Annotated in this window: 17 protein-coding genes; 9 read left to right on the top strand and 8 right to left on the bottom strand. The window is 68.1% G+C overall.

Annotated features, from left to right (window positions below; all coding sequences use genetic code 11):
* Position 1: 1 nt before the first annotated feature.
* The gene (locus IC535_RS03485) at positions 2–670 is read left to right on the top strand and encodes a Pr6Pr family membrane protein (protein ID WP_228886677.1); all 669 of its coding nucleotides are present in this window, start codon (positions 2–4) and stop codon (positions 668–670) included.
* Positions 671–755: 85 nt separating this feature from the next.
* Here the strand turns inward: IC535_RS03485 and IC535_RS03480 are convergent, their stop codons facing one another.
* Entirely contained in the window at positions 756–1,574 is an 819-nt protein-coding gene (locus IC535_RS03480; protein WP_228886678.1) for a DUF72 domain-containing protein, read from the bottom strand.
* A gap of 184 nt (positions 1,575–1,758) precedes the next feature.
* On the opposite strand from IC535_RS03480, the gene IC535_RS03475 reads away from it, so the two are divergent.
* Together IC535_RS03475 and smrA are read left to right on the top strand one after the other, a co-directional pair.
* Positions 1,759–3,354 (top strand): serine hydrolase, encoded by a 1,596-nt coding sequence (locus tag IC535_RS03475; protein WP_228886679.1) that lies wholly within the window; start codon positions 1,759–1,761, stop codon positions 3,352–3,354.
* Between the two features lie 87 nt (positions 3,355–3,441).
* The gene (gene smrA / locus IC535_RS03470) at positions 3,442–5,277 is read left to right on the top strand and encodes a multidrug efflux ABC transporter SmrA (protein WP_228886680.1); all 1,836 of its coding nucleotides are present in this window, start codon (positions 3,442–3,444) and stop codon (positions 5,275–5,277) included.
* A 415-nt stretch (positions 5,278–5,692) separates the two neighbouring features.
* On the opposite strand, the gene IC535_RS03465 is transcribed toward smrA, so the two are convergent.
* Positions 5,693–7,498, bottom strand: coding sequence for a DUF885 domain-containing protein (locus IC535_RS03465; protein ID WP_228886681.1), 1,806 nt, complete (start codon positions 7,496–7,498; stop codon positions 5,693–5,695).
* A 103-nt stretch (positions 7,499–7,601) separates the two neighbouring features.
* Here IC535_RS03465 and IC535_RS03460 point away from each other — a divergent pair, with 103 nt between their 5' ends.
* Together IC535_RS03460 and IC535_RS03455 are read left to right on the top strand one after the other, a co-directional pair.
* On the top strand, positions 7,602–7,958 hold the full coding sequence (locus tag IC535_RS03460) for a GFA family protein (RefSeq protein ID WP_228886682.1): 357 nt from the start codon (positions 7,602–7,604) through the stop codon (positions 7,956–7,958).
* Positions 7,958–8,770, top strand: a complete 813-nt coding sequence (locus tag IC535_RS03455) for a DUF4349 domain-containing protein (protein WP_228886683.1) — start codon at positions 7,958–7,960, stop codon at positions 8,768–8,770. Before IC535_RS03460 ends, IC535_RS03455 begins: the two co-directional genes overlap by 1 nt.
* Positions 8,771–8,811: 41 nt before the next feature.
* Here the strand turns inward: IC535_RS03455 and IC535_RS03450 are convergent, their stop codons facing one another.
* Both IC535_RS03450 and IC535_RS03445 read right to left on the bottom strand, forming a co-directional pair.
* On the bottom strand, positions 8,812–9,105 hold the full coding sequence (locus tag IC535_RS03450) for a hypothetical protein (RefSeq protein ID WP_228886684.1): 294 nt from the start codon (positions 9,103–9,105) through the stop codon (positions 8,812–8,814).
* Between the two features lie 83 nt (positions 9,106–9,188).
* Positions 9,189–10,115 (bottom strand): LysR substrate-binding domain-containing protein, encoded by a 927-nt coding sequence (locus IC535_RS03445; RefSeq protein WP_228886685.1) that lies wholly within the window; start codon positions 10,113–10,115, stop codon positions 9,189–9,191.
* Between the two features lie 160 nt (positions 10,116–10,275).
* Between IC535_RS03445 and IC535_RS03440 the strand changes: the two genes are divergently transcribed.
* A complete protein-coding gene (locus tag IC535_RS03440; RefSeq protein WP_228886686.1) occupies positions 10,276–11,157 on the top strand; it encodes a DMT family transporter in 882 nt (293 codons plus the stop codon).
* Between the two features lie 118 nt (positions 11,158–11,275).
* On the opposite strand, the gene IC535_RS03435 is transcribed toward IC535_RS03440, so the two are convergent.
* The gene (locus IC535_RS03435; protein ID WP_228886687.1) at positions 11,276–12,175 is read right to left on the bottom strand and encodes a peptidylprolyl isomerase; all 900 of its coding nucleotides are present in this window, start codon (positions 12,173–12,175) and stop codon (positions 11,276–11,278) included.
* 150 nt (positions 12,176–12,325) lie between these two features.
* Between IC535_RS03435 and IC535_RS03430 the strand changes: the two genes are divergently transcribed.
* Positions 12,326–12,691, top strand: a complete 366-nt coding sequence (locus tag IC535_RS03430) for a PadR family transcriptional regulator (RefSeq protein WP_228886688.1) — start codon at positions 12,326–12,328, stop codon at positions 12,689–12,691.
* Positions 12,688–13,665, top strand: a complete 978-nt coding sequence (locus IC535_RS03425; RefSeq protein ID WP_228886689.1) for a sensor domain-containing protein — start codon at positions 12,688–12,690, stop codon at positions 13,663–13,665. The genes IC535_RS03430 and IC535_RS03425 overlap by 4 nt, the downstream gene beginning before the upstream one ends.
* A gap of 241 nt (positions 13,666–13,906) precedes the next feature.
* On the opposite strand, the gene IC535_RS03420 is transcribed toward IC535_RS03425, so the two are convergent.
* Complete coding sequence (locus tag IC535_RS03420) at positions 13,907–14,131, bottom strand: YbdD/YjiX family protein (RefSeq protein WP_228884231.1); 225 nt, start codon at positions 14,129–14,131, stop codon at positions 13,907–13,909.
* A complete protein-coding gene (locus IC535_RS03415; protein ID WP_228884232.1) occupies positions 14,131–16,212 on the bottom strand; it encodes a carbon starvation CstA family protein in 2,082 nt (693 codons plus the stop codon). Before IC535_RS03415 ends, IC535_RS03420 begins: the two co-directional genes overlap by 1 nt.
* Before the next feature lie 247 nt (positions 16,213–16,459).
* On the opposite strand from IC535_RS03415, the gene IC535_RS03410 reads away from it, so the two are divergent.
* Positions 16,460–17,311 carry a pirin family protein gene (locus IC535_RS03410; protein ID WP_228884233.1) on the top strand — a complete coding sequence of 284 codons (852 nt, stop codon included), beginning with the start codon at positions 16,460–16,462 and terminating at the stop codon, positions 17,309–17,311.
* Positions 17,312–17,387: 76 nt separating this feature from the next.
* On the opposite strand, the gene IC535_RS03405 is transcribed toward IC535_RS03410, so the two are convergent.
* On the bottom strand, positions 17,388–17,849 hold the full coding sequence (locus IC535_RS03405; protein ID WP_228884234.1) for a hypothetical protein: 462 nt from the start codon (positions 17,847–17,849) through the stop codon (positions 17,388–17,390).
* Positions 17,850–18,039: the final 190 nt, after the last annotated feature.

Here is an 18,039-nt window from a genome sequence, read left to right as displayed (position 1 = left end):
GATGGAACCTGCCCGCATCCACACCGTTGCCGCCGTCCCGCCGCCTTCGGCCGGCGCGCGCGCCTGGGCCGCATTGACCGGCCTGGTCGCGCTGGCCGCGCTCGGGCTGCAGTACGCGCTGCTGCTGCAGAGCGTGGGCGCCAGCCGCGGCAACGGCCTGGCCACGCTGCAGCTGCTGGGTTACTTCACCATTCTCAGCAACGTCGCAGTGGCCGCAGTCTGCCTGGCGCGCCTGCGCGGTCGCCGCCGCGGCATGGCCGCGCCCGCGCCGAGTGCGGCGGTGGCGCTGTACATCGGCATCACCGGGCTGATCTATGTGCTGATCCTGCGCACCCTGTGGCAACCGCAGGGCGCGCAATGGTGGGCCGACACCGGCCTGCACTACGCGGTGCCGGCTCTGTACCTGCTGGGCTGGCTGGCCGGGCCGCATGGCCACCTGCGCTGGCGCCAGCTGGGATGGGCATTGCTGTTCCCGATCGTCTACCTGGGCTGGGCACTGCTGGTCGGGCGCTGGAGCGGGCAGTACCCGTATCCGTTCCTGGACCTGGTCCAGCTCGGGGCGGCCACGGTGGCGCGCAATGCCGCGGTGGTGGCCTTGGCGTTCGTGGCGCTGGGCGCGCTGCTGTGGCGGATCGATGCGCGCCTGGGCAACCCATCGCCGGCACGGTAGGTGCCGACCGTTGGTCGGTACGCTTCCGGTTGGTCGGTATGCTTCCGGCTGGACGTGCGCAACGGCAGCCGGGCAGTGCCCGGCGCTAGGCTGCGCCGAGCCGCTGCAACTGCCCGCCCAGCGCCAGCGCCGCGGCCGGGTTGCGCTGCTTGGCCGCGCCGATGAACAGCACATACACCTGGCGCGGTCCGCTTGCCGGCGCTTCGGACGCCAGATGCGGCAGGTCCGGGTTGTCTTCCCCGCGCGCCCAGCGCATTGCACGCAGGCACCATTGTTCCAGCACGCGTTCCGGATACCCGGCGCGCAGGTTGGCGCGCGCCTGCATCAGGCGCGCATAGACGAAATCGGCGGTGGGATCGGCGAAGCTGGGGTAGTCGGCGGAACCGCTGAACACCAGCGCCACGTTGTGCGCGCGGGCCACCGCCAGCAGTTCCGGCGTCCATGCCGCCGGGTTGCGGACTTCCAGCGCATGCCGCAGCCGCTGGCCGTCGGCCTGGCGCGGCAGCCCCTGCAGGAACCGATCGAACTCCTGCGCCATCGCCGGATGGCGCTCGGCGAACTGCCACACCAGCGGGCCCAGCCGGTCGCCCAGCGCGACGATGCCACCGATGAAGTCCTCCACCCGCGCACCCACCGTGGACAGGTCGTGGGATTGGGTGATGGTGCGCGGCGCCTTGGCCGAAAAAACGAAGCCGGGCGGGGTCTGCGCGCGCCATTGCGCATACACCGCCGGCGTCTGCGCACGGTAGAACGTGCTGTTGATCTCGATGCAGCCCAGCCGCGCGCTGGCATACGCCAGTTCTTCGCGCTGGACCAGCCCGGGCGGGTAGAACGTGCCGCCGCGCCAGGCCGGAAACACCCAGCCGCCGATGCCGGCGCGGATCTGCCCGGGCGCGGTGCTCATGCGCCGGCCTGGCGTGCTGCGCGGGGGTGTTGCCCCCTGCGGGGCGCTACGCTGATGGCGGTGGTAGTCATGCGCAGTGTTTCCCGACGGACTGGCTTCTGGCACAGGCGAGCCTGAACGTCGCAGCGTTACCATCTTGCGAAACCCGGCGCCGGCGACCTGGCGGTGTCCACGCCCCCGTGACATGCAAAGGAGACACTGTTTGAACACATCCTGGATCGGAGGCCTCGTGCTGCTGGCATGCGCACCCCTTGCGTCGGCGTCGGCACCGGCGCCACTGCAGCGCCTGGACGCCACCGTGGAGCGCGTGCGCAGCCAGTTCGACGTGCCCGGCATCGCGGTGGCGGTGGTGAAGGATGGCCAGGTGGTGTTCGAGCGTGGCTACGGCGTGCGCGAACTGGGCAAGCCGGCGCCGGTGCAGGCCGACACCCTGTTTGCGATCGCCTCCAATACCAAGGCGTTCACCGCCACCGCGCTGAACCTGCTGGCCGAGCAGGGCAAGCTGAAGATGGACGATCGGGTGATCGAGCACCTGCCCGGCTTCCGCATGTCCGATCCGTATGTCACCGGCGAGATGCGCATCCGCGACCTGCTCTCGCACCGCAGCGGGCTCAGCCTGGGCGCGGGCGACCTGCTGTTCTGGCCGGCTACCGGCTACAGCAACGCCGAGGTGGTGCAGCGGCTGGCCGAGGTGCCGCTGAAGGCTGGTTTCCGCGACCGCTACGCCTATGACAACATTCTCTACGCCGTTGCCCAACAGGTGATCGAACGGGTTTCCGGGCAGTCCTATGCCGCCTTCCTGCAGCAGCATATCTTCACCCCGGTCGGGATGGACGGTACCCGCTACAACGCCGACCACCTGCTGCCCGGCGACCAGGCTGCGGTCGGCCACGCCAAGTACGATTTCAGCACGCTGCGCACCGTGGCGCCGTTGACCTGGTCCAACAACGCCGGTGCCGGCGGCATCTATTCCAGCGTGCACGACATGGCGCGCTGGATGAACGTGCAACTGGCGCACGGCCAACTGGACAACGGCAGCGCGCTGTTCAGCGCCAAGACCCAGCAGGCCATGTGGCAGATGATCACCCCGCAGGCAGTGCCCGAGCCGAGCGTGCCGCAGCTGGCGCCGGCGCGGCCGAACTTCGCCGGCTATGGCGAGGGCTGGAGCCTGAGCGACTACCGCGGCCAGAAACTGGTCTGGCATACCGGCGGCTGGCCGGGCATGGTCTCGCGGGTGACCCTGGTCCCGGAACACAAGCTGGGCATCGTGGTGCTGACCAACCAGGAAGTGGGCGCGGCCTTCAATGCGATCACCATGGACGTGCTCGATGCCTACCTGCAGGCGCCGCCGACCGACTGGGTCGCTGCCTATGCCGCGGCGGTGGCCAAGGCGCAGGACAAGGCCGACGAGGGCTGGGCCAAGCACCAGGCCGCGCGGGATGCGAAGTCCACCCCTTCGCTGCCTTTGGCCGCCTATGCCGGCGGCTACCGCGACCGGTGGTACGGCGATGTGTTCATCGAACGGCGCGGCGGCGCACTGCGCCTGCGCTTTGGCAAGACCGCCCAGCTGACCGGCAGGCTGGAACACTGGCAGCACGACACCTTCATCGTGCGCTGGGACGACCGTTCGCTCAATGCCGATGCCTTCGTCAATTTCAGCCTGGACCCGGACGGCAAGGTGCGCGAGGTGCGCATGCAGGCGATTTCGGCGCTGACTGATTTCAGCTTCGATTTCCAGGACCTGCTGCTGGTACCGGTGGCCGCTGCGGACAAGGGCTGAACCGCACGCGCAGCGTGTTGCGCAGGTGAAAACAAAAGGCAGGCCGCGGTGGGATAATCGCGGCCTGCTTTGCTTCAGGAAAATGGAATGTTCCGCTGGTTCGAATCGCTGATTCCGGTGTTCCCGCCCGTCGACGGGCGCATGCCGCCGCGCACGGTGGTGCCGTTCTACCTGCATTACCTGCGCCCGGTCTGGCCGGTGCTGCTGGCCACGCTGGTGGCCGGCCTGTTGCTGGCGCTGGTGGAAGTGGCGATGTTCGACTTCCTCGGCCGCATCGTGGACATGGTGGCCGAACAGCCCGGCGCCGGTTTCTTCCAGCGCCATGCCAACGAGCTGCTGTGGATGGTGGCCATCACCGTGATCGCGCGCCCGCTGCTGGTGGGCCTGCACAACCTGCTGGTCAACCAGGCGATCGTGCCGGGCCTGAGCAACCGCTCGCGCTGGTTGATGCACAACTACGTGGTGCGGCAGAGCCTGTCGTTCTTCCAGAACGATTTCGCCGGCAGCATGGCCAACCGGGTGATGCAGACCGGTACGTCGCTGCGCGAGTCGGCGGTGCAGATGGTCGATTCGCTGTGGTACATCGTGGTCTACACCGGCACCGCGCTGTACCTGTTCGCGCAGGCCGACTGGCGCCTGATGATTCCGCTGATGCTGTGGATGGCCGCCTACGTGGTGATCCTGTGCTACTTCGTGCCGCGTGCCAAGCAATGCGCCTGGGTCGCCTCGGAGGCACGCTCCAAGGCCATGGGCCGGATCGTGGATGGCTATACCAATATCCCCACGCTGAAGCTGTTCGCCCATGCCGGCCGCGAGCAGGCCTATGTGGCCGAGGCGATCGAGGAACTGGCGGTCAAGCACCGGCGCCAGACCCGGGTCACCACCGGGATGGACCTGACCATCTCCATCGTCAACGGTTTCCTGATCGCCGGCACCTGCGCGCTGGCGCTGTGGCTGTGGAACAGCGGGCATATCAGCGTGGGCGCGATCACCCTGGCCACCGGGCTGGTGATCCGCATCCACAACATGTCCGGCTGGATCATGTGGACCATCAACGGCATCTTCGAGGACATCGGCACGGTGCAGGACGGCATCACCACCATCGCCCAGCCGCTGACCGTGCAGGACCGTGCCGACGCGGTGCCGCTGCGGGTCAGCCGGGGCGGCGTGCATTTCGACCACATCCATTTCCACTACGGCAAGGCCGGCGGGGTGATCGCCGGGCTCGACCTGGTGGTGGCGCCGGGCGAGAAGATCGGCCTGGTCGGGCCTTCCGGTGCGGGCAAGTCGACCCTGGTCAACGTGCTGTTGCGGCTGTACGACCTGGAAAGCGGGCAGATCCGCATCGATGGCCAGGACATTGCCGGGGTCACCCAGGAGAGCCTGCGCGGGCAGATCGGGGTGGTCACCCAGGACACTTCGCTGCTGCATCGGTCGATCCGCGACAACCTGTTGTACGGGCGCCCGGATGCGACCGAGGAGCAGCTGCGCGCGGCGGTGGCCAAGGCGCGCGCGTCGGCCTTCATCGACACGCTGCGCGATGGCGAAGGGCGGCAGGGTTATGACGCCCACGTGGGCGAGCGCGGGGTGAAGCTGTCCGGCGGCCAGCGCCAGCGCATCGCCATTGCCCGGGTGCTGCTCAAGGACGCGCCGATCCTGGTGCTGGACGAAGCGACCTCGGCACTGGATTCGGAAGTGGAAGCGGCCATCCAGGACAACCTGGACGAGCTGATGGCCGGCAAGACGGTGATCGCGATCGCGCACCGTTTGTCGACCATCGCGCGCATGGACCGGCTGGTGGTGATGGACGAAGGCCGGATCGTGGAGACCGGCACGCATGCGCAGTTGATTGCGGCCAATGGCCTGTATGCGCGCTTGTGGGCGCGCCAGACCGGCGGGTTCGTGGCGGCTGACGCGGGGTGAAGGAGACGCGGTTGCCGGCGGGACGAGTGCGGGGCCGCCATGCCCTTGCCTGCGAATGTCCCCCGGCGTCGGCCTGCGGCCGCCCCCTCCTCCTTTACTTCGCCACAAGGGCATGGCGGCCCCGCACTCGCCCCACCGGCGTTGGCACCGTGACATCCGCTTTTTTCCATCGCTTTTCCATCGCGTGCCGCAAGCCGAGCCCCGTCGCGGCCGGTAGGTCCCTAGCAAAGTAAAGGAGGAGGAGGCGGCCGAAGGCCGACGCCGGGGGACATTTGCATAGGGGCCTGCCGGCCGCGACGGGGCCCTCAACGCTCGCGATCAACCTGATCGAAGACCGAACGAAAAAACGGCCCGGTAATCACCGGGCCGTTTCGTGTCGCGTGCCGACCAACGGTCGGCACCCACCAGCATCGGCTTACTCGATCGGCTGGTCCAGCATCAGCTGGCGCGCGAAGCGCACCGGCGGGGCGCCGTAGGACAGCATCTGGTCGTGGTAGGCCTTCAGGTTGAACTTGGCGCCCTGCTTGTCCTGCACCGCCTTGCGCGTATCGAAGTGTTCCTGCGCACCGACGAAGTAGGTCGGCAGCTGCGCCGAGGTCAGCTGCGCGCGCACCCACTTGCCCGAGGCTTCGCTTTCCTGCTGGAACGCATCGTGGGTCATCAGCTGCATGGCCTGCTCACGGGTCCAGTTGTCCACGTGCACGCCCTGGTCCAGGATCGCGTTGGAGATGGTGCGCAGGTAGAACTTCAGCTGCACCAGGTGGAACAGCGGGTCGTTGTCCAAGTAGCCCTGCTCCTGCATCATCCGCTCGGTGTAGACCGCCCAGCCCTCGGCGAACAGGCCCGAACGCAGCACCGCGCGCAGCGTGGACGGGAACTTGCCCGAATGCCAGCCTTCCAGGTAGTGGCCCGGGGTGCCTTCGTGGATGCTCAGCAGGTGGATCATGCGGCTGTTGTATTCGCGCAGGAACGAATCGACCTGCTGGTCGTTCCAGTCGTCGGGAATCGGCGAGACCGCGTAGAAGGTCTTCAGATTCTTGTCCAGCGGGCCGGGCGAATCGCAGTAGGCCACGGCCACGCCGCGCTGGAATTCGGGCATCAGGATGATGTCCACCGGCGAATCGGGCAGGGTCATCAGGTCGTGCTTGCGCACGAACTCGGTGGACTGGGCCAGCGCCGCCTTGGCGTCATCGACCACCTTGTCGCGGGCCGGCTTGTCGGCATAGGCCAGTTCCAGCGCCGCTTCGATCGCCGCCTGCTGCTGGGCATCGCTGGGGTTGGCCGGCAGCGCCGGGGCGCCGGGCTTGTCCTTCAGCACGGTCTGGGCGATGCCGTACATGTCCTGGCGCACGCGCTTGAGCTCGGCCCGTGCGCGTTCGCCGATCTGGGCGCGCGACAGCGAGGAGTTCAGCGCGAACTTCAGCTTCTGGTCGTACAGCTCGGCACCGATGCGGAAATCGCCCTTGGCATTGGGCACCAGGGTCTTGTCCAGCCAGGTCTGCTGTTCGTCGACCGCCTTCTTCAGCCCGTCGATCGCCGCCTGCAGGCGCTTGCCATCTTCGGCCGGCAGTTCACCGATGTGCGGGGTGATGAAGGTATCGACGATGCTGAGGATGCCGCGGTTCTGCTTGGCCACGGTCTCGGCGTGGATCTTCGGCACGCGCGCCGGGTCCAGGTTGGCGCGGGCCTGGGCGAAGATCTGCGGCAGCTTCTCCATGCGCGCGGTGGCCGCTTTCAGGCGCTCGGGCAGCGGGGCGAACTCGCGTGCCATCAGGCCATACAGGGCGCTGCCGGCCAGGCCGTTGTAGATCTGCGGATCCCAGCGCGATGCCTGCAGCACCTCCGCGCTCCAGATCTCCGACTGCAGCTGGTTGCGCAGGATCGCCGCGTCCACCTGGTTTTCGCGCGAGAGCTTGCTTACATCGATGCGGTCCAGGTCGGCGACCAGGCCCTTGTAGGCGGCCAGTACCTTCTGCTGGCCGGCGGCGCTGAGGTCGTCGATCTCGCTGTCGTAGCGGTGGTCGCCGATCTGGGTGGCGCTGATCGGCGACAGCTGCATCCAGGTGTCCAGGGCGCGCTTGGACAGGTCGGCGAAGGCGGCGTCCACCGCGGCATCGCCGGCAGTGGCCGCGGCCGGAGTGCCGGTGGCGGACGGGGCGTCGGCCGGCTGGCAACCGCCCAGGGCGGCGATCAGGGCGAGGGCGAGGAGATGCTGGCGCATCGGCGATCCTGTGCAGTGGTCAATCCCCGAGCATAGGCCGGCCGGGCCGCTGGCGCCCGTGCCATTGGATTACCATGGCGCTTTCCAGCCGGAGGGTGCGCCAATGCAGTACGAAGGAAGCTGCCATTGCGGGCAGATTGCGTTCGTGGTCGAGGCCACCGACCCGATCGCCGAGGTGATCGACTGCAACTGTTCGTTGTGCCGCCGCCGCGGCGGCCTGCTGTGGTTCGCCCCGCGCGCGGCATTGCAGCTGCAGACCGACCCGGCCGACGTGGCCACCTACCAGTTCAACCAGCATCACCTGGAGCACCACTATTGCCGCAGCTGCGGCATCGCCCCGTTCAGCGAGGGCGTGGACCCGCGCAGCGGGCAGGCGATGGCGGCGGTCAATGTACGTTGCCTGCCCGGGCTGGACCTGGCCGGGTTGAACATCACCCACTACGACGGAGCAAGCCGGTAATGACAAGGACGACATGGCACCTCGGTGCCGCCCTGGCAGGGACGCTGATGCTGGTACTGGCCGGTTGCGGCAAGCAGCAGGGCGCCGGCGAAGCGGCGGCCGATGCTGCCGGCGCGGTGGCCTCGCCCGAAGGGGCGGCGCTGGCCTATGAGCACGATGTGCGGATCCGGGTCGACGCAGGGAAAATCGCCGGGCGCGTCAAGCAGCTGGCCGATGCCTGCCAGTCCAGCCGCTTTGGCGACTGCGCCGTGCTGCAGGTCAGCCAGGAGGGCGGCGAGTACCCCAGCGGCTCGATCCGGGTGCGGATCGCACCCAAGGGCGTGGAGCCGCTGATCGGCCTGGCCGGGCAGGGCGGCGAACTGGCCTCGCGCAACACCCAGGCCGAAGACCTGGCCCAGCAGGTGGCCGACACCGCATTGACCAAGGCGCGCCTGGAGAAAGAGCACGCGCGGCTGCTGGCCTACCAGGACCGCGGCGGCCTGGCCGTGGCCGACCTGCTGACCATCACCCAGCGCCTGTCGGAAATCGAAGCGGGGGTCGAGCAGGCCACCCGCGAGGCTGCCCAGCAGCGCCGGCGCATCGACACCCAGCTGCTGACGCTGCAGTTCGAGACCTCCAGCGGCCAGCGCAGCCGCAGCGAAATCGGCGAGGCCCTGCGCGATTCCGGCGGCATCCTGTCCTCCAGCGTGGCCTTCCTGATCCGCGCGGCGGCGGCCCTGCTGCCGGCGGCGGTGGTGCTGGTCGCAGTGGTCTGGATCGCGCTGAAGCTGCGCCGCCGTCGGCGCGCGCGGGCCGCACAGTCCGTCGAGTGACCCCGTTGCGCGGTGCCGGGTCTGCCGGCACCGCGCAACGATCAGCCTTCGTCGTGTTCGTACTCGACGAACACATCCAGCTCCAGCGCCAGTTCCTGCACCGCATCGCGCACGCGCTGGGCGGTATGGGCGTTGCCCACTTCCACTTCCAGTTCGTGGATGCCCGGGCCGATGTCGTCGGACAGGCCGGCCGAACTGGAGTCGTCGTCGTCCATGTGCGGCATCAGGTCATCGGTTTCCTCGATGTGCTCGATGCCCTCGATGCCTTGCAGCAGGTCGGTGATGGCACGCGCATCGTCTTCGCTGCCGGTGATTCGGAGTCGCAACATGGCCATTGGCATGCGCCCTGTGGGGAAGGAAGCTTCAGCCTAGCCAGTGCCCGGACAACGGCGGGTGACGAGCGCGCGATGGATCGCGTTCACCGGCCCAGCAGTTCCTCCGGCAGTGCCGGGATCGGCGTGCGCTCGTCCAGCGCCTCGCGCTTGAGCCAGTCCATGAAGGCCAGCGCGGTCGGGCTGAGCGGGCGGTGCTCGGCGTGCACCACGTAGTAGCTGTAGCGTGCCTTCAGTGCCGGCCCGGGCAGGCGCACCAGCTCATAGCGTTGCAGGTAGGGCTGGGCGATGTGCTTGCGCGCCAGTACCGCGCCGATCCCGTACACCGCCGCGCGCATCGCATCGGTGCTGTCGCTGAAGGAATGCAGCGACGGCAGTTCCAGGCTGCGCACCCCGGCGGCGCGGAACCAGTCGCGCCAGCCCTGCGGCGACATGTCGCTGATCAGCGGCAGGGTGGCGATCTGCGCCGGCTCGCGCAGCGCGGCCACGCCGGGTAGTGCCGGGGACGCCACCGGGCACAGCTCGTCGTCCATCAGCGGATGGGCGCGCAGCCCCGGCCATTGCCCCAGGCCATAGCGGATGCCCAGCTCCGGCCCGTTCTCGTCGAAGCGCACCAGCTCGGTGCTGGTCTGCAGTTCGATGCGGACCTGCGGGTGCGCGCTGGTGAAACGCGCCAGCCGCGGCACCAGCCAGCAATACGACAGCGAACGGATGGTGGTGATCCGCAGCGGCACGATATCGGCCTGCGGGTGCAGGTTGCCGGCCACCGCGTTGAGATCGCTCAGCGCCGCGGCGGCCGCATCGGCCAACTGGCGGCCTTCGGCGGTGAGCCGCACCCCGCGCGCGTGGCGCTGGAACAGCATCGTGCCCAGCAGGTCTTCCAGCTTGCGCACATGGTGGCTGACCGCACTGGCGGTGAGGTGCAACTCCTCGGCAGCGTGGGCGAAATTCTGGTGGCGCGCGGCGACCGCGAACACCCCCAGCGCGGGCAGCAGGGCAGGGCGCAGGATCATGGTCGAGACCCAAATCATATTTGTGGCTTGCCCGGATACTACGCGCTTGCGGGGGCGCACAGGTAGGCCGATGCTGTGTCCCTGTCCCCCGGAGCTTTCCCATGTTGCCGTCCGCCCATGCCCCCCAGCCACGCATCTGCCGCTTGCCCGGGAGGCAGTCATGAGCGGGGCGCCATTGGCCGGGGCGCTGGTCGAGCGCGACTGGCGCACCCCGCTGGAGCTGACCGTGCTCGGCGCGATCTGGGGCTGCTCGTTCCTGTTCATGCGCGTGGCCGTGCCGGCGTTCGGCCCGTATGCGCTGGTGGAAATAAGGCTGCTGTTGGGCGCGCTGGTGCTGCTGCCGTTCCTGTGGCAAGCCCGCGCGCAGTTCCCGGCGCGGCGCTGGCTGTGGCTGGCGCCGATCGGCATCATCAATTCGGCCATTCCGTTCGTGCTGTTCGCCTGGGCGGCGCAGCGCGCACCGGCGGCGATCGGTGCGATCTGCAATGCGATGACGGTGCTGTTTGCCGCGCTGATGGCCTTCCTGTTCTTCGGTGAGAAGATCGGCATGCGCCGCGCCATCGCCCTGCTGGTCGGCTTTGCCGGCGTGGTGGTACTGGCCACGGCCAAGGTGTCGGGCCTGAGCATCGGCGCGGCGGTCATCGCTGGCGCCATGGCGGCCCTGCTGTACGGGCTGGGGGTGAACCTGGTCAAGCGCCATATGACCGGGCTGCCGCCGGCGGCATCGGCCGGCGCCACCCTGGGCTGCGCGGCCCTGGTCCTGATGCCGATGGCACTCACCCATTGGCCGAGCGCACCGGTCCCGACGCTGTCGTGGATCTGCGCGATCGCCCTGGGCGTGGTCTGCACCGGGCTGGCGTTCCTGATGTTCTACCGCCTGATCGCCCGCATCGGCCCGGCCCGCGCCTCCACCGTCACCTATCTGGTGCCGATGTTCGGCGCGCTGTTTGCCTGGCTGTTCCTGGGCGAACCGGTGACCGGGCCGATGATCGTGGCCGGCGTGCTGATCCTGGGCAGCGTAGCGGCGTCGCAGCGGCGGTAGGCCGCGCCGACCACTGGGTAGCGCCGAGCCATGCTCGGCTGCTGTTGCCTGCTCCAACCGCACGCGTGATCCCTCCCAGGCGGACAATCAAACCGCTGACGCGTCGGTTATCTCCTCCTCACCGCACCGGCACCGGGATATTGCACAGGTCGATATGCCCGGCTGGGCGCTTGTAGAAATCATCGACGCGGTTGCGCCGCGCTTCCACCGTATCGGCGAAGGTCTTCGAATCGGTGCGCAGTACCTGCAGCGGCGGCCGCTCGCTGGCCGGCACATCGCTGGCACGCTGGATCGAGCGGATCGGCGTGCGTTGCGCGGCATCGGCGTAGAAACCCATCGGGGCCGGTCCACGCGGCAGCGCACTCAACAGTTCCATGCCCTGCAGCACCCGGCCGACCACGGTGATGTTGCGGTCCAGCTGGCGCGGCGACTGCCCGGTGACCACATACAGCTCGGCGCCGATGCTGCTGTCTTCCTCGTTGTTGCGGCCGGCGCCGAGCATGCCGTAGCAATGCGCCAGCCAGGCCTTGCCGGCCTGCCGGTCCTGCCCGACCGGGAAGCCATCGACGAACCCGGTCTGGTCGGCCCAGCCATCGCGGTCGGGCAGCACGCTGATCTTCAGCCCCTTGCTGTCGCGCTCGAACTCGGCCCGCAGCTTGCGCTGGGCACTGCCCAGCGGTTTGGCCTTGGCTGCATCGTCGGCATCGGCATCGCCGAACTGCACCACGAAGTTGTCCTGCGCGCGGTAGATGCTCTCCCCGTCCCAGAAATGTTCGCCGGCCAAGGTCTGGATGTTGGCCACGTGCCGCGGCGCGAACGCCGGCGCCAGCTCGATGGTGACCCGCCCACCGTCCAGGTTCAGATACAACAGGTTGGCCGGGTCCGGCGTGCGCCAGTCGCTGGCCGGCGAGGCATCCAGGATCTGCTGCGGGCTGCGGTAGGGCGTGGCCGCATTGGCCAGGGAGGGCAGCAGGCAGGCCAGGGCGAGGGCGAGCAGGGCGGGACGAGATGGCGACATGGCAGACCCGTTCAGGAAGGTATCGGCCGATTGTGCCCACATCGTGCCGGCCACCGCCAGCGGGCCATGCCCAGCGGCACGGTGACTAACGGCACGTTCGCTATAGCTCACTTCACACTAGTGTTGACTCCACGCTAGTTGGAGAACGCGATGAGCGACCTCGAAGCCCATCTGAAGAAGTTCCAGAAAGAACTCAGCTCCGGCACGGTGTCGCTGGCCTTGCTGGCGGTGCTGGCCAAGGCCGGCGAGCCGCTGTACGGGTACCTGATCGCCAAGGAGCTGGAGCGGGTTGGCGAGGGCGTGCTGAGCGGCAAGCAGAGCGCGCTGTACCCGGTGCTGCGCAACCTGGAGGGGGCCGGGTTGCTGGAGAGCCATGTCGAACCGTCGATGGCCGGTCCGCCGCGACGTTACTACCGCATCAATGACACGGGCCATGAGGTGCTCAGGCAGTGGACTGCCGCCTGGCGCGCCACCCGTGATTCCGTCGATTCCGTTCTGCAAGGGGTAATTGAATGAACATCGCGTCCGCGGCCGGTCGGGCCTTGCCGACCACCATTCCCGAGTACCTGGCGCAGCTGCGCGCGGCCCTGCACGACGCCGACCCGGCGATGGTGCAGGACGCCCTGTACGACGCCGAGGAATACCTGCGTGCGGAACTGGCCGCCCAGCCCGGCCGCAGCGAGGCCGAGGTGATTGCCGGGGTGGCCGGCAGCTACGGTGCGCCCGACGAAGTGGCCGAGATCTACCGTGAAACCGAGATCACGGTGAACCGCGCGCTGCGCACGCCCGGTGCCGGTGCCGCGCCGCAGCGCCACGTTGCACCCGGTGTTGCCGCCGCCGCGCCGGCACAGGCCCAGGCCGCGCCCAGGCCGCGCCCGGCACTGGCCCGCTTCTTCGGCGTGGCGCTGGAGGCGCGCACCTATGGCGCGTTGTTCTACATGCTGCTGTCGCTGGCGACCGGCACGTTCTTCTTCACCTGGGTGGTCACCGGCCTGTCGTTGTCGCTGGGCCTGATGATCCTGATCATCGGTATCCCGGTCGCCGTGCTGTTCTTCGGCTCGGTGCGCGGCCTGGCGCTGCTGGAAGGCCGGCTGGTGGAAGCCCTGCTGGGCGAGCGCATGCCGCGCCGGCCGACCTATGCCGACCGCAGCCGCAGCTGGCTGCAGCGGATCGGGGACATGTTCACCGATGGCCGCACCTGGCTGACCCTGCTGTACTTCGTGCTGATGCTGCCGCTGGGCATCGTCTACTTCAGCATCGCCACCACGCTGCTGTCGCTGTCGCTGGGCTTGATCTGGGCGCCGGTGGCGGTCCTGTTCACCGGCGAGGTGTCGGGCATCTACCTCAACGGCGACCAGGTGCTGTCGTTGTGGGCTACGCCGCTGCTGGCGCTGGCCGGGGTGCTGCTGCTGTTCGCCACCCTGCACCTGGCCCGCGGCATCGGCCGCTTGCACGGGATGATGGCCAAGCACCTGCTGGTGCGGCGGTAGATACCGACCGTTGGTCGGTATGCGAATCGGGTAGTGCCGGCCGCTGGCCGGCTCCTCCTTCGTCCTGCATCGCGAGGAGCCGGCCGCTGGCCGGCTCCTCGTGAGCCCACGGTTTCGCCTGGAGCCGGCCAGCGGCCGGCACTACCGGGTACGGCTCATGGAGCCGGCCCACAACCGGGTGTAGCCATGAAAAAACGGCGGCGCTTTCGCGCCGCCGTTTGCGTTTCAGATGCCATCGCGCTCAACAGCAGCGCCCACCGTTCCTGCCGCCGTAACGCGCTTCCTGGCGTTCGCGGAAGAAGGTCTTGTAGTCCATCGGCACCCGGTCGGGATGGTTCTCCAGCACGTGGCGCACGTAGTTGTCGTAGTCGGGAATGCCGCAGCACAGGCGCGCGGTCTGCACCAGGCGCCGCCACAAGCGGCGGTGCGCCTGGTACTGGCCGACGGTGACCAGTTCGGTACCCATTACAGGTCCGCCATCTGGTGCGGCTGCAGCGCCACGTACGGGGTTTCCTGGTCGCTGCGCTGCGGGCTGCGGCGGGCAACGACGATCGTCTTGATCGCATAGGCCAGGATCGAGAACACCACGAACAGGAACAGCACGGTCAGCCCGGTGTTGACGTAGGCATTGACCACGATCTGCTGCATCTGCTCCAGGCTCTTGGCCGGGGCGGTGATGGTGCCGGTGGCGATCGCATCCTGGAACTTGTGCGCCTGGGCCAGGAAGCCCTGGGCCGGGTTCTTGTCGAAGATCTTGATCAGGCCCGCATACGTGGTGCAGATCAGCAGCCATACCGCCGGCACCGCGGTGACCCAGGCAAAGCGGTCGCGCTTCATCTTGAACAGCACCACCGTGCCCAGCATCAGCGCGATCCCGGCCAGCATCTGGTTGGAGATGCCAAACAGCGGCCACAGGGTCTGGATGCCGCCGAAGGGATCCTTGACGCCGGTGTACAGCAGGTAGCCCCACAGCGCCACGCAGCCGGCGGTGGCGATGATGTTGGCCGTCCACGACTCGGTCTTCTTCAGGGCCGGGATGAAGTTGCCCAGCAGGTCCTGCAGCATGAAGCGACCGGCGCGGGTACCGGCATCGACCGCGGTGAGGATGAACAGCGCTTCGAACAGGATCGCGAAGTGGTACCAGAAAGCCATCATCGCGTTGCTGCCGCTGGGGATGGCCTGGTGCAGGATCTGCGCGATGCCGACCGCCAGGGTGGGCGCGCCGCCGGCGCGGTGCAGGATGGTCGGTTCGCCGATCGCCGCTGCGGTCGCCTCCAGCTGTTCGGGGGTGATGGTGAAGCCCCAGGTGGTGGTGATGTAATGCGCCGCCGAGGCCGCATCGGCACCGATCACCGCCGCCGGGCTGTTCATTGCAAAGTAGATGCCCGGATCGATGATCGAGGCTGCCACCAGGGCCATAACCGCCACGAACGATTCCATCAGCATGCCGCCGTAGCCGATGTAGCGCATGTGGCGTTCATTGGCCAGCAGCTTGGGCGTGGTGCCCGAGGCGATCAGCGCATGGAAACCGGACACCGCGCCGCAGGCGATGGTGATGAACAGGAACGGGAACATGCCGCCCTTCCACACCGGTCCATCGCCGCTGGCAGCGAACTGGGTCAGCGCCGGCATCTTCAGCTCGGGCATCACGATCAGGATGCCGATCGCCAGCGCCACGATGGTGCCGATCTTCAGGAACGTGGACAGGTAGTCGCGCGGCGCCAGCAGCAGCCACACCGGCAGCACCGAAGCGACGAAGCCGTAGCCGATCAGCATCCAGGTGATCTGCACGCCGGTGAAGGTGAAGGCCGGGCCCCAGACCGGATCGGCGGCGACCTTGCCGCCGTACCAGATGGCCAGCAGCAGCAGGATCAGGCCCACCACCGAAATCTCGCCGATCTTGCCGGGGCGGATGTAGCGCATGTACACGCCCATCATGATTGCGATGGGCATCGTGGCGATCACCGTGAACATGCCCCACGGACTTTCAGCCAGCGCCTTGACCACCACCATCGCCAGCACGGCCAGGATGATGATCATGATCAGGAACGCGCCGAACAGCGCGATGGTGCCGGGCACCTGGCCCATCTCTTCGCGGACCAGGTCGCCCAGCGAGCGGCCGTTGCGGCGGCTGGAGATGAACAGCACCATGAAGTCCTGCACCGCACCGGCCAGCACCACGCCAACCACCAGCCACAGCAGGCCGGGCAGATAGCCCATCTGCGCGGCAAGCACCGGCCCGACCAGCGGCCCGGCCCCGGCGATGGCGGCGAAGTGGTGCCCGAACAGCACATGCTTGTTGGTGGGGACGTAATCCAGGCCGTCGTTGTTGAGCACCGCCGGGGTAGCCCGGGTGGGGTCCAGCTGCATCACCTTGTCGGCGATGAACAGGCTGTAGAAGCGGTAGGCGATGAGGTAGATGGAGACGGCGGCCACCACGATCCACAAGGCGTTGATGTGCTCGCCCCGGCGCAGTGCCACCGTTCCCAGACAGAACGCGCCGAGCAGCGCGAGCGCGGCCCAGCCCAGCTTGGAAAAACCTTTCATGAGATTGCGTCTCCCTGAATATCACCGTAAGAGTCTGCCTTGGCACCGATCGGGTCAATGCAAAGACGGGGTCTTGCCGCTAGTACTTTGGTCGTAGTGCGCAACGCGGGTGGGGCGGGAAAGCGGACACGGCGGCCGTGCGCGGCATGCGCACGTCACCGCTGGAACAATCGGTTGCGGGCATGGCGGTTGGCGGCCACGGCGGGTGCGCCCATCTTGTTCCTGGTTTCCTTTCGCTGGAGTCAACATGAGCAGCCCAATCCCGGCGCGCGTGCAGCGCACCATCCGTGGCGCGGCCACCTCCGATGGCGCCGGCGTGCGCCTGACCCGGGTGATCGGCGGGCCGTCGCTGCCCGACCTGGACCCGTTCCTGCTGCTGGACGAATTCGGCACCGACCGCGCCGAGGACTACCTCGCCGGCTTCCCCAGCCACCCGCACCGCGGCTTTGAAACAGTCACCTACATGCTCGACGGGCGCATGCGGCACCAGGACAACCACGGCAACGAAGGGCTGCTCACCCCGGGCAGCGTGCAGTGGATGACCGCCGGCCGCGGCCTGGTGCATTCGGAGATGCCCGAGCAGGAATCGGGGCGGATGCGCGGCTTCCAGCTGTGGGTGAACCTGCCGGCGCGCGACAAGATGACCGCGCCGAAGTACCAGGAATTCGCCCCGGAGCGCATTCCGCAGGCCACGCCGGCCGACGGCGTGCAGGTCAAGGTGATCGCCGGCCAGGTCGGCGATACCACCGGCCCGATCGTGCAGCCGGCCACCGATCCGCTCTACCTGGACATCACCTTGGCCGCGCACACCGGATGGGACTATCGGTTGCCGCCGGGCCATAACGCGTTCGCCTATGTGTTCGAGGGCGGGATGACGGTGGGGCAGGATGCCGATGCGCGGCCGGTGGCGCGCCAGGAACTGGCGGTGCTCGGCGGCGGCGAGCTGCTGCAGCTGCAGGCCGGGGCCGACGGTGCGCGGCTGATCCTGGTTGCTGGGCGCCCACTGCGCGAGCCGGTCATGCGGCACGGCCCGTTCGTGATGAACACCAAGCAGGAACTGATGCAGGCCTTCGTGGATTTCCAGGAAGGCCGGTTCTAGGTAATGCCGGCCGCTGGCCGGCAACCACGTGATGCCCGATGTTCCCGCGCGGTGCGCAGGCACCGCCCCGGCCCTCTCAGCGCCCTGCGGCAACCGCCGTCGGGTTCAGGTTCATCCCCTGGGTGAGGGTCTGCAGCGTGCCCAGTTCCTGCGCATCGCCGGCATACAGGGCGATCTGCGCATAGCGGTTCTTGTCGTACTTGACTACGGTGATGCGCCGGGTGTCGTAGCCCGGCGGCTTCTGGCCGCCCAGGTCGGGCTGGTACCAGTACAGGCTTTCGCCGGCGAAACCGCCTTTTTCCTGGCGCAGCGGGCGGCTCAGCGGCAGCGCCGGGTCGCGCGTGCTGAGCATCAGGCTGAGCACTTCGCGGCCATCGCTGGTGCTGGCCTTGCACAGGATGAAATCGGCTTGTGCCTGTTGCTGCCATTGCAGGCCGCTGCTGGCAGGCAGGGATGGACATTCGTTCGGCGCCTGGGCCGATGCCGCCATAGCGGACGACAACAGGATCAGGCACACGGCAGCGCGCAGGACGTTCATGCTTTCCCCCAAGGTCGGAATGGCCGCGCACGTGCCTGGCAGAAGATTCCGGTGGCCATGCGAGCCCTGGCCAACCGCGGCGCATCCCCATGCGCGTCCCGGAACACCTACCGCCAGGTGACGGCGTGGTGATTTCGACCTTAACGGAATGTGACTGGATCTACAAATAAAGGTTTCAGATGAACCAGAT

Source organism: Stenotrophomonas rhizophila, from assembly GCF_020857975.1.
GTDB classification, from domain to species: domain Bacteria; phylum Pseudomonadota; class Gammaproteobacteria; order Xanthomonadales; family Xanthomonadaceae; genus Stenotrophomonas; species Stenotrophomonas rhizophila_C.
Note: the sequence above shows the minus strand (reverse complement) of the source record. Positions and strands in the feature narration are given on the sequence as shown.

Bases quoted from the DNA above. Each gene is read 5' to 3' on its own strand.
- IC535_RS03485 (WP_228886677.1), top strand. From the start codon at position 2: ATGGAACCTGCCCGCATCCACACCGTTGCCGCCGTCCCGCCGCCTTCG.
- IC535_RS03480 (WP_228886678.1), bottom strand. From the start codon at position 1,574: ATGAGCACCGCGCCCGGGCAGATCCGCGCCGGCATCGGCGGCTGGGTG.
- IC535_RS03415 (WP_228884232.1), bottom strand. From the start codon at position 16,212: ATGAAAGGTTTTTCCAAGCTGGGCTGGGCCGCGCTCGCGCTGCTCGGC.
- IC535_RS03435 (WP_228886687.1), bottom strand. From the start codon at position 12,175: ATGTCGCCATCTCGTCCCGCCCTGCTCGCCCTCGCCCTGGCCTGCCTG.
- IC535_RS03445 (WP_228886685.1), bottom strand. From the start codon at position 10,115: ATGATCCTGCGCCCTGCCCTGCTGCCCGCGCTGGGGGTGTTCGCGGTC.
- IC535_RS03420 (WP_228884231.1), bottom strand. From the start codon at position 14,131: ATGGGTACCGAACTGGTCACCGTCGGCCAGTACCAGGCGCACCGCCGC.
- IC535_RS03425 (WP_228886689.1), top strand. From the start codon at position 12,688: ATGAACATCGCGTCCGCGGCCGGTCGGGCCTTGCCGACCACCATTCCC.
- IC535_RS03410 (WP_228884233.1), top strand. From the start codon at position 16,460: ATGAGCAGCCCAATCCCGGCGCGCGTGCAGCGCACCATCCGTGGCGCG.
- IC535_RS03450 (WP_228886684.1), bottom strand. From the start codon at position 9,105: ATGGCCATGTTGCGACTCCGAATCACCGGCAGCGAAGACGATGCGCGT.
- IC535_RS03465 (WP_228886681.1), bottom strand. From the start codon at position 7,498: ATGCGCCAGCATCTCCTCGCCCTCGCCCTGATCGCCGCCCTGGGCGGT.
- IC535_RS03475 (WP_228886679.1), top strand. From the start codon at position 1,759: ATGCAAAGGAGACACTGTTTGAACACATCCTGGATCGGAGGCCTCGTG.
- IC535_RS03460 (WP_228886682.1), top strand. From the start codon at position 7,602: ATGCAGTACGAAGGAAGCTGCCATTGCGGGCAGATTGCGTTCGTGGTC.
- smrA (WP_228886680.1), top strand. From the start codon at position 3,442: ATGTTCCGCTGGTTCGAATCGCTGATTCCGGTGTTCCCGCCCGTCGAC.
- IC535_RS03405 (WP_228884234.1), bottom strand. From the start codon at position 17,849: ATGAACGTCCTGCGCGCTGCCGTGTGCCTGATCCTGTTGTCGTCCGCT.
- IC535_RS03440 (WP_228886686.1), top strand. From the start codon at position 10,276: ATGAGCGGGGCGCCATTGGCCGGGGCGCTGGTCGAGCGCGACTGGCGC.
- IC535_RS03455 (WP_228886683.1), top strand. From the start codon at position 7,958: ATGACAAGGACGACATGGCACCTCGGTGCCGCCCTGGCAGGGACGCTG.
- IC535_RS03430 (WP_228886688.1), top strand. From the start codon at position 12,326: ATGAGCGACCTCGAAGCCCATCTGAAGAAGTTCCAGAAAGAACTCAGC.